This is a genomic window from Allosphingosinicella vermicomposti, assembly GCF_003012815.1.
GTDB classification, from domain to species: Bacteria; Pseudomonadota; Alphaproteobacteria; order Sphingomonadales; family Sphingomonadaceae; genus Allosphingosinicella; species Allosphingosinicella vermicomposti.
Genome location: NZ_PXYJ01000003.1, coordinates 482958 through 494371, shown reverse-complemented (window position 1 = coordinate 494371; position 11414 = coordinate 482958). Strand labels below are relative to the sequence as shown.

Genomic DNA, 11414 nt, shown 5'->3' with positions numbered 1-11414 from the left:
TAACGATCTGCGTCGCACGCAGACCGGCTATGTCTATATCGCCAACCTGCTCACGGCGATTGCCCAAGGTACGTTCAACTTCGTCGATCCGAGTGCGAACACTCAGCAGCAGATTGATTTCGTCTCCCCGGACAATATCAACGAAGCGTCGTCGGACCTCTACGCCGTTCAGGCAAGTGTCGGCCGGTCGCTGTTCGAGCTGCCGGGCGGTCCGCTTCAGTTCGGTTTCGGCGGCCAGATCCGTTACGAAGCCGTGGACGCACCGAGCGGCAATCCGGACTATAATGGCCCGACGCAGCGTTTCTTCACGCTGAACGCATTCGGAACCAGCGGCAATCGTACCGTTTATTCGGCATTCGCTGAAGTGAACGCTCCGATCCTCGACATCCTGGAGCTGAACGCATCGGGCCGGTACGACAGCTATTCGAGCGGTCAGGACGCTTTCTCGCCGAAGATCGGCGCGAAGTTCACGCCCATCCCGCAGATTGCGCTTCGCGCAACCTGGTCGAAGGGCTTCCGTATCCCGTCCTTCGGCGAAGCCAATGCGCTTCCGACGACCGGCTTCGTCGCTACCGCCTCCGGTAACTTCACCGACGCGTTCCTGGCACAATATGGTTGTACCGTTGCCACCTACAGCTCTTGCCCGGCTTATGTCCGGAACAACAGCTATGGTCAGACGACGCTCGCGTCGCCGGATCTGGAGCCGGAAAAGTCACGCAGCATCACGCTTGGCGCGATCCTCAATCCGATCCGCAACTTCACCTTCACTGTCGATTATTTCGACATCAAGAAGACCGGTGCGATCACAGCCCCGTCCAATGCTCCGGCGCTTCAGGCTTACTATTCCTGTACGCTTGCTCAGGTGAACAGCGGAACGTGTGACATTCCGGAAGGGTATAATGTCATTCCGGGCGCGCCCGACGTGACGCGTCCGAACGCGCTTCCGGTCGCCGGCTTCATCGAAGCGCAATTGGTGAATGCCAACACCGTTCGCGTCCGCGGTCTCGACTTTGCGGCATTGCTCCGTCTCGAATTCGGTGACATCAGCTTCACCAGCTCGGCCGAAGCAAGCCGTATCCTCGAGCTCAGCACGACGTTCCCGGATGGTTCGGAAGAGCGTTACGAAGGAACGCTCGGCAACTTCAACCTCACGGCAGGCTCGGGCACGCCGAAATGGCATGGCAGCTGGCAGAACACGGTCGGTTACGACCGCTACTCGCTGACCGCCACGGCTAACTTCTTCGGCGGTTACGACCTGTCAGCGGAAGATCAGGGTACCGAGCAAGGTGATTGCGGGCTTAACCCCGGCTTCGTGCCGTGCCGCGTTGACGATTACATCACGCTCGACCTCGTCGGCAGCGTCGATGTGACCGACAACTTCACATTCTACGTGAACGTCCTCAACGCGCTCAACGATCTGCCGCCGGTCGATCCGGTGACTTATGGCGCAGTTCGCTATAATCCGGTCCAGGGCGGTACGGGCATCTTCGGACGCCAGTTCCGCGCAGGGATCAAAGCGAACTTCTAAAAAGAACAGATCTCAAATGAACTTGAAGCGGCTCCAGTTTGGAGCCGCTTTTTTTTGGAGCGCCGCAGGTTATTGAAATCGTCAACGAACCTCTTCGATGGATGTGACATTCCGGTTACACGCCGAGCCGAAAGCTGGGTCATTTGCCTTCGCACCTTGCGCTGACACGCTAATTTTGATCGAACCAGCGCGCGAGCCGTAAGAGCGGTCGCTTTCTTGGTATTGAAGGGGGGTGATCCTTCAGACCGCAAAGATCGGGGATCACGACGTGACCTTTACATCGAAATTCAACCGGGGCTTGCTCCGGAGTGGCGCGGCTTTGACCGTGCTTGCCGCCATTGGTAGCGGAATTGCAGCACCTGCTTACGCTCAGGATACGACGGATCAGGTTCAGGAAGAAACGTCTGCGGAGACTACTGCGACGACTGCTGAGGAAAGCGCGGGCGAAGAAATCGTCGTTACGGGCTCGCTGCTCCGCAATCCTGCCGGCGCGACCGCTATTCCGATTGTGTCGGTCACGGCAGATGACCTCGATAAGCGCGGCATCACGACCGTCACCGATTATCTTCAGACGATGTCGGCAAACAACGCCGGCACCGTGCCCCCGAGCTGGTCGGCCCAGGGTTTCACGACCGGCGCCAGCGCTCCCTCGCTCCGCGGCTTCAACGACGCCTACACGCTCGTGCTGTTCGACGGCTTGCGCTCGGCCGTCTATCCATTGGCGGACGATACGCAGCGTAACATCACCGACATCAACACCATTCCGGCCTGGTCTATCGGCAGCGTCGACACCCTGCTCGGCGGCGCTTCGGCGACCTATGGCTCGGACGCGATCGCAGGCGTGGTCAACGTTATCACCAAGCGCGACATTCAGGGCCTGCATGGCAATTTCTCGGCCGGCATCTCGCAACGGGGAGACGCTGGAGAGAGAAGGGGCAGCCTTGCGTATGGCTTCGGCGACCTGTCCTCGGATGGCTACAACGTCTACATCGGCGCGGAATATCAGAAGAACGACGCGCTCTATGCGCGTGATCGTGGTTTCCCGTTCAATACCGCTAATGTCAGCAGCATCTGCGGCACCGCAGAACAGGGTTGCCTGTTCAATGGGATTCTCAACGGTATCCAGGGTGATGGCAGCTACTTGGGCTTCCAGCGAACGCCGGCTTTCGCGGTGCGTCCTTATAATCCGGCGACCGTTCTTCCGACGGGCGCGACGGCTCCTCTGGGCCCGTGGCAGTATACCGGCGGCTGTAACAATGGCACGACTGCCGTCACACTGAACGGTGATCAGGCCATCCCAGGCACTACGCCGGCTGACAACATCGTCTGTCAGCAGGACGCTCTGGCTCAATTCCAGATGTACAATTCGGAGATTGAGCGGAAGGGTGCGGCGTTCCGCGCGACCAAGCGGTTCGGGGATTCAGAGGCCTTCTTCAGCTTTAACTATTATAATACGAAGACCTTCAACGAAAGCGATCCGGGAAGTTTCACCGGCTCGACTGCGGCTGGCGGACGTAGAGTCACTGTCAGCGGGTTCTTCCTCCCGGTTTATGTCTGCCCGCAGGGCACGATGGTGGTCGGCACCAACCCGGCGACTGGCAACATATCGGGTCCGGCGATTGCAAGCGGATGTACCAACCCGGACGGTACGCCGGTTGCTGGTGCGACCCTCAATCCGAACAATCCCTTTGCCGCCCAAGGCAATTTGGCTCAGCTCTCGCTGTCGCCGCGCGACCCGCGCCAGACCTTCACCGATGCGAGGAGCTACCGGGTTGCAATTGGTGCGAACGGCGAGTTCGGCGACGGCTTCAGCTATAACGTTGGTGCAACCGCATCGCGCGTTGATCTGGACGTAACGAACCGCGGCTACATCTTCCTTCAGGGTTTGTTGGATGCTATCGCCACCGGAACGTACAATTTCGTAGACCAGGACGCCAACACCCAGGCGGCGATGGACCAGGTCTTCCCGGAACAACGGAGCACGAAGGTTTCCAAGCTCTGGCAGGTTCAGGCCGCGATCGGCAAGGATCTCGTGGCTCTTCCGGGTGGCGACCTGACCGCAGCGGTCGGTGGCCAATTCCGCCGGGAATCGCTGGACAACCCCAGCTCCAACGCGCCGAACGATACCAATCCTTATGCGCGCTATTACGGCATCAACGCCGTTGGGGTGCAGGGCAGCCGCGATATCTGGTCGCTGAACTACGAAGTTACCGCGCCCATTCTTGATATGCTGCGTGTCAGGGCATTGGGCTCCTATGACCATTACTCGACGGGTCAGAAGGCGTTCTCGCCATCGTTCGACATGGAATTCAGCCCGATTGACGCGCTGAAAATCCGCGGTTCCTGGTCGCGTGGCTTCCGAGCCCCGAACCTCAACGAGTCGTTCCAGCTGCCGGCGACGGGCTACCAGAACGCCAATATCGTCTGTAGTGAACCGGTCTATGCGGCCTTCTGCGCAGCGCATGCTTCCAACCCGTCTTACTATGCGGGTGGCTACTCGCCAGGCCTGACGTCGTTGGGCAACCCGGAGCTGAAACCGGAAAAGTCGACCGGTTACACTATTGGCGCCGTCTTTCAGCCGAACCGGAACATGACGCTGACGGTCGATTTTTGGCAGACCAAGATCAAGAATTTGATCGTTCCACCGTCTGTGACTGGCGACATCATCGAACAATATTACACCAACAACGGTGTGGTGAATGTTCCAGGGGTTACGGTCACTCCAGGAAACCCGGATCCGCAGAACCCCAACGCGCTGCCGCTGCTTGGCTTCATCGAGGCACCGTTCCAGAACGCCAACGCGTTCCTCGGCCGGGGCATCGACGCCACGGCGGATGTTCGGGTGCCGCTTACGGGAGATGTAAGCCTGCGCAGCGTGCTCAGTGCTTCATACCTCCTGCGGTTGCAGCAGATGAACGACGACGACACCGTGTGGCGCTACGATGGTACGCTGGGTCCGTGCAATTGGACGTCCTGCTCGGGCGCTCCGAAATTCCGCGCGAACTGGCAGAACACGTTTGAGTTTGGCGAAACGGCCAACTTGACGCTGACCGCCAACTACACCAGCAGCTACTCGATGGTGGCCACAGACGCCGGCGGCGTGTACGGCGATTGCCAGGCGAGCGCCGACAACGGTCAGCTTCTGGCGTGGGACAATGGTGAACCCGTGCAGTGCCGTAGCAAGTCAATCTTCTGGGTCGACGGGCATGGCGAGTTCAAGCCAAATGAACGCGTGACGCTTTACGCTGACGTTCTGAACATCTTCGATCGGAAGCCACCGGTCGATTGGAACGCTGCCTATGGCATCTATCACTTCAACCCCGCCTGGGCTGATCGTCTCTATGTCGGTCGTTACTTCCGGATGGGCGCGAGGTTTGATTTCTAACTCGCACATCAATGACACGACTTGGGGGCGGCCTTTGCCGCCCCCTTTTTTTTGCCTGAAGCCCGCCACTGTGAGTCCTCGAAGACGGACGCCCTCGATTTAGGCAAATACTTTGGGCCTTTGGCCATGGCTGGTTTAAAGATGCCGGGCTTGCTCTGTGCAGCCCATATCATTGCGGCTGAGGAACGCCTGCGAGACCACTCGCAACGCAAGACGGACTGGTGATCAGAAGGAGCTGATTTTCCCTCCCTTTTATGTACACCGTTGATCAGTAGGGATTTCTCCCGGCAAGATCGTGTCCGTTAGGGGATCCTCCAGGGACTTGTGCACTGTGCCGTGAGCGCCTCGCCCCCTAGACCAGATCAAAGCCGAGGCGGTCGAGCTAGTCCTTGCGTCGTCGGAGAGTTCTCACTTTATCTTCCCGTCGTCGACCAATTCTGAAACTGAACGAGCGTCGGTGAAAGACCTAATTCCTCGAGAGCAAGGGGCTGACAATGATCATTCATCCGTGGGGCTGAACGACCGCGCGTAAGTTGCCCATATTGATCGCAACTGCGATGCGCCGGTTGTAAATCACATTCTTGGCCCCTCGCCGTACATTAGCAGCGCACTGGCCGGGCTTTAAAATGTTATGTCTAAAAGCTATTTTATACTGTCCAGGTATAGCTTCAGCGACTCTGTGTTCATTTCGCAACATTGTTGATAAAATGTCCTCAAGTCGATTGAATTGAGGATTTTCTTCTTCATACTTGCCCCACTCACGTTCGTGAGATGCCCAAGAGGGGGATGTATGAATAATTCTCGAATTAAGGTTTGTTTACTCGCTAGTACAATGGCTTATGGGCTGTTTGGCCCGGCCAGCTTGGCCTTTGCCCAAGAAGCAGAAGTTCAGCCGTCCGTCGAAGAGCCCGCGCTTGTGGAAAGTGCGGCTGACGCGGAGCAGGGCGAGGAACCTGCGCAGTCGGAGATCATTGTTACCGGCTCGCGAATTCTTTCTCCCAACGTTGCCTCAGTGGCTCCTGTCCAGGCGATCAGTTCCGAGCAGATCACCGAGGCTGGTGTGACCAACATCCAGGAACTCCTCGTTGAAAACCCCGCTTTCGGCACGCCGGGCCTCACCCGTACGAACTCGGCATTCCTCACATCCGGGACCGGCGCGGCCACGATCAATCTTCGTAACCTTGGCGCGAACCGTACCCTGGTTCTGGCGAACGGTCGCCGCATTGTGGCCGGCATTCCGGGCACCTCAACCGTCGATCTCAATGTCATTCCCGCGCAATTCATTGAGCGCGTCGACATCCTTTCGGGTGGCGCTTCGTCGCTCTACGGGTCGGACGCCGTCGCGGGCGTCGTGAACTTTATCTATCGTGAGGATTTCGAAGGGGTCGAGGCTGAGGGTCAATATGGCATTACCGCTCGCGGCGATGCACCCCGTTATCAGGCAAGCCTGACCGCTGGCGGAAATCTGGCCGACGATCGTGGCAATGTCATGCTTCACATCGGCTACTCGAATGAAGGACAATTGCTGTCGCGTCAGCGGTCGAACACCGTTTTGGACGACTTGGACACCTTCATCAACGTGACGGGCGATCCGGACGATTACGGCGTTCCCTATGAGCCTTTCTATTCCAGCTTTAACCTGGCTGGCCGCTTTGACGTGCGTGGTACCGCGGCGACAGGTGACGATCTGATGGTCGATCCTACGACCGGCGCCGTTCGCAACTATACGTCCAAGGACGGTTTCAATCGTCAGTTCTATCGCACCATCGCGGTTCCGGTCGAGCGCTACCTCATTGCAGCACGGGGTCACTACGATCTCAATGACAGCGTCCGGCTTGTGACGGAAGCGACCTACTCGAAAACGAAGTCGGCGCGCCAAATCGAACCGTTTGCGCTTGACGTTGCGAACATCTACCCGGCCACGGGCCGCGCGCCCATCGAGACGCTGGTCAATGGTGTTGCGGTACTCAATCCTATCGTACCCACCGCCATCGCTGCGGCGGCGATCGACACGGATGGCGATGGTCTTCGTGACATCGGGTTTGCGCGTCGCCTTGGCGAAGTCGGCTCGCGAAGCGGCTCGACGACTCGCGACCTGTTCCGCTTCGTCGTAGGCCTTGACGGCAGCTTCATGGACGACCGCTTCCATTGGGACGTGAACTATGTCTACGGCGCAACCAACGAATCGCAGCAGTCGACTGGTCAGGTGAATGTCGTCAACTTCCGCAACGCGCTCGAAGCGATCCCGGACGTCGACGATCTTAACAACAACGGTTCCACGACAGATGTCGTCTGCGCCGATGCCCAAGCCCGGGATCAGGGATGTGTTCCGATCGACATCTTCGGGATTGGATCGATCACGCCGGACGCTCTCGCCTGGATCAATGCGGATTCTCAATTCCTGACAAAGATCACCCAGCAGGTCGTTTCGGCAAACCTCTCTGGTAGCCTCGTCGATCTCCCTGCCGGCTCCGTAGACGTGGCCGTTGGCGCGGAATATCGCAAGGAAACGAGCTCGGCTGATTGGGACGCGCTCACCAACGCCGGCCTCAACGCCGGTAACGCCGCGCCCGACACTGCGGGCGAATTCGACGTGAAGGAAATTTACGCCGAAATCGCTGTTCCGATCCTTTCGGACACGCCATTTTTCCACAAGCTCGGTGTTCGTGCTTCCGGCCGCGTCTCCGATTATTCGAGCGTCGGAACCGTCTATAGCTATTCTTTCGGTGCTGATTGGGCTCCAATTGAGGACGTCCGTTTCCGCGCAAGCTATGCACGGGCCGTTCGCGCTCCGAACATCGGCGAGCTCTACACCGGACCCTCGCAGACCTTCCCGTCGGGTCTCGAAGATCCTTGCGAAGGAATTGGTGCAACAGGCGGTGGCGCGACAGGCGACCGTTGCCGTGCCGATGCAGGGGTAGCTGCTAATATCGCTGAAAATGGTGTTTTCACTCTTACGCAGAGTGACCGCCAAGGGGTTAGCGGCTTCAACAGCGGCAATCCGGATCTGAACGAAGAAACGTCAGATTCCTATACCGTTGGTGTGGTAATCAACCCCACATCGATTGGCGCGCTCCGCAACTTGGTTCTCTCGGTCGATTACTTCAACATTGCCGTTGAAGATGCCATTGTTGCGCCTCCGCGGCAGTTCATCTTGAACCAATGCTATCAGCAAGGCGACGATCAGTTCTGCGACCTCATCGAGCGTCGCCAGGTACTGAGCGGTTCGAATAGCGCCGGTTCGCTTCAGTATATCGACGCTCCGCTCTTCAACGGCGGTAAGCTCGACATCGAAGGGATCGACGCAGTTCTCTCCTACCAGTTCCGGCTTGAAGACATTACGTCGGGCCGCTTTAACGCTCGGATTGCCTACACTCACCTCTTTGGTGGCGACGTGATCCCGATTCCGGGCGCCGCTCCCGATCCCTACGTTGGTGAAATTGGCGGTGCCAAGGATCGCTTTACGGCGTCCCTTGGTTATCGCGAGGACAGCTGGAGGGTGAACTTCACCGGCACCTATATCGGTTCGTCCTATGAGGACGATCAGGCTTTGGCCCCCGATTTCGAGCCGGATACGATCGTCATCCCGTCTGAATTCTATCTCGATATGCAGGCGGGTTGGACGCCGGTCGATAATTATGAGTTCTACTTCGGCGTTGACAACTTGCTCGATAACGATGCTCCGAACATCCTTTCGGGTTCGGGCTTTAACGTGACCGGTACGGACACGGCTGCGAACGTCTATGACGTATTCGGCCGCCGGTTCTATGCTGGTGCGAAGCTGCGTTTCTAAGCGGCAGGAGCGGCAGGGGCCTCGCCCCTGCCGCTTTTCCTATACCTGTAATGTAATTCGACCGTCGCCTTCCTTGGCCGACACCGTCGCGCCATCCGCGACCTCTCCTTTCAAAATCGCCTCGGCCAGCGGATCTTGCAGATATTTTTGCACCGCTCTCTTCAATGGCCGCGCGCCGTAAACCGGATCATATCCGACGCGCCCGAGCCATGCCCGTGCACCGTCCGTCAGCTCCAGCTTGATCTTGCGATCGGCCAGCAGCTTCTGGACCCGCGCGACCTGGATGTCGACGATGGGGCCCATATGGCCTTGGCCCAGGCGGTGGAACAGGATGATTTCGTCGAGGCGGTTCAGGAATTCGGGGCGGAAGTGGGCGCGCACGACGTCCATCACTTGCGGCTCGACGCTTTCCACGTCCTGCCCATCCTCCAAATTGGCCAGATACTGGCTGCCGAGATTCGAGGTTAGGATGATCAGCGTGTTGGCGAAGTCGACGACACGGCCCTGGCCATCGGTCAGGCGGCCGTCGTCCAGCACCTGAAGGAGGACATTGAACACGTCGGCGTGGGCCTTCTCCACTTCGTCGAAGAGGATCACCTGATAGGGTCGCCGCCGCACGGCTTCCGTGAGAATGCCGCCTTCTTCATAGCCGACATAGCCCGGCGGTGCGCCGATCAGGCGGGCAACAGCGTGCTTTTCCATATATTCGGACATGTCGATGCGGACCATCGCCGCGGGATCGTCGAACAGGAATTCGGCGAGCGCCTTGGTGAGTTCCGTCTTGCCGACGCCGGTCGGCCCGAGGAACAGGAAGGAACCCAACGGCCGGTTCGGATCCTGAAGTCCCGCGCGGGAACGGCGGACGGCGCGGCTCACCGCTTCCACCGCGTCCTTTTGACCGATGACGCGACGCCCAAGCCATTCCTCCATCTGGAGCAGCTTTTCGCGCTCGCCTTCCAGCATCTTGTCGACCGGAATGCCTGTCCAGCGCGACACCACGGACGCGATATCCTCGGACGTCACTTCCTCGCGAAGCATCGCGCTTTCGTTCCCCGATTGCGCGTCCTGCAGCTGCTTTTCGAGCTGGGGAATGGTGCCGTAGCTCAGCTCGCCCGCACGGGCGAGATCGCCGCCGCGCTGAGCCTGTTCGAGCTCAAGCCGCGCGGCGTCGAGGCGCTCCTTCAATTTCGCTCCGGCCTGTATCTTATCTTTCTCGGCCTGCCAGCGCGTCGTGAGCGCACCCGACTGCTGCTCGAGACTGGCGAGTTCTTCCTCGAGCGCCTTCAGCCGATCCCGCGAAGCCTGATCGGTTTCCTTCTTCAGCGCCTCCCGCTCGATCTTCAGCTGGATGATCCGCCGATCGAGATTTTCGATCTCCTCGGGCTTCGATTCCACCTCCATGCGCAAGCGCGAGGCGGCCTCGTCCATCAGGTCGATCGCCTTGTCGGGGAGGAAACGGTCGGTGATGTAACGATTGGAGAGCGTCGCGGCCGACACGATGGCGCCGTCGGTGATCCGCACGCCATGGTGCAGCTCATATTTCTCCTTGAGGCCGCGCAGGATCGAGATCGTGTCCTCGACCGTCGGCTCGCCCACGAAGACGGGCTGGAAGCGGCGCTGGAGGGCCGCGTCCTTCTCAACATATTTCTGATATTCGTCGAGCGTCGTCGCGCCGATACAGTGGAGTTCGCCGCGCGCCAAAGCAGGCTTCAGGAGATTGCCCGCATCCATCGCGCCTTCGCTCTTCCCGGCGCCGATCAACGTGTGCATCTCGTCGATGAAGAGGATGACGTCGCCCTCGGCTTGGCGCACCTCGTCGAGTACGCCCTTCAACCGTTCCTCAAACTCGCCGCGATATTTGGCGCCCGCGATCAGCGCACCCATGTCGAGCGCGAGCAGGCGGCGGTCCTTCAGGCTATCGGGCACGTCGCCATGGGCGATGCGGAGCGCGAGCCCTTCGGCAATCGCGGTCTTGCCGACGCCCGGCTCGCCGATCAGCACAGGATTGTTCTTGGTACGGCGCGCGAGGATCTGGGTTGTGCGGCGGATTTCCTCGTCGCGTCCAATGACCGGATCGAGCTTGCCAGCGCGTGCCGCATCGGTGAGGTCGCGCGCGAATTTCTTCAGCGCATCATAGCGGTCTTCGGCGGATGCCGTGTCGGCGGTGCGGCCGCCGCGAAGTTCGTTGATCGCGGTGTTGACGCCCTCCGCCTTCACGCCCGCTTCGGCAAGCGCCTTGCCCGCCACCGTGGTAGAGGCAAGCGCCAGAGCGAGAAGCAGGCGCTCAACGGTGACATAAGAGTCGCCCGCCTGCTGCGCGATTTGCTCGGCCTGATCGAGCACGCGAATGCTTTCCCCATCAAGACCCGGCGGATTGCTCGCTCCGCCGCCCGATACCACAGGAACGCGGGACAGAGCCTCGTCCACCTTGCCGAGGGCGACCCGGGCGCTGCCTCCGGCGCGGGCGATGAGGCCGGACGCCATCCCCTGATCATCCTCTAATAGCGCCTTCAATATATGTTCGGGCGCAATCCGCTGGTGGTTCATCCGCACCGCGACCGTCTGCGCCGCCTGAAGGAAGCCACGGGTTCGTTCGGTGAATTTCTCAAGGTTCATGACTAGCCCCTCACTATCAATCCAGAATGATGTGGTGTTGCCATCACGCAACACAAGGGCCATTGACCCGGTGAGATACAGGCTCAGGATAA

General features: G+C 59.4%; 4 protein-coding genes. 3 read left to right on the top strand and 1 reads right to left on the bottom strand.

Annotation, left to right across the window (positions count from 1 at the left end):
• The 3 genes from C7I56_RS11200 to C7I56_RS11185 all read left to right on the top strand — a co-directional run.
• Window positions 1-1528 (top strand): TonB-dependent receptor domain-containing protein (locus C7I56_RS11200; RefSeq protein ID WP_158703107.1); only part of this gene is annotated, 1528 nt, incomplete at its 5' end.
• A 232-nt stretch (window positions 1529-1760) separates the two neighbouring features.
• Window positions 1761-4913 (top strand): TonB-dependent receptor domain-containing protein, encoded by a 3153-nt coding sequence (locus tag C7I56_RS11195; protein WP_245409690.1) that lies wholly within the window; start codon window positions 1761-1763, stop codon window positions 4911-4913.
• 832 nt (window positions 4914-5745) lie between these two features.
• Complete coding sequence (locus C7I56_RS11185; RefSeq protein WP_106640662.1) at window positions 5746-8706, top strand: TonB-dependent receptor domain-containing protein; 2961 nt, start codon at window positions 5746-5748, stop codon at window positions 8704-8706.
• Between the two features lie 39 nt (window positions 8707-8745).
• Here C7I56_RS11185 and clpB read toward each other — a convergent pair whose 3' ends face one another.
• The gene (clpB, locus tag C7I56_RS11180; RefSeq protein ID WP_106640661.1) at window positions 8746-11322 is read right to left on the bottom strand and encodes an ATP-dependent chaperone ClpB; all 2577 of its coding nucleotides are present in this window, start codon (window positions 11320-11322) and stop codon (window positions 8746-8748) included.
• Window positions 11323-11414 lie beyond the last annotated feature (92 nt).

What these genes read in the sequence shown, in the direction of transcription:
- C7I56_RS11185 (WP_106640662.1), top strand. Translation starts at nt 5,746, where the DNA reads ATGGCTTATGGGCTGTTTGGCCCGGCCAGCTTGGCCTTTGCCCAAGAA.
- clpB (WP_106640661.1), bottom strand. Translation starts at nt 11,322, where the DNA reads ATGAACCTTGAGAAATTCACCGAACGAACCCGTGGCTTCCTTCAGGCG.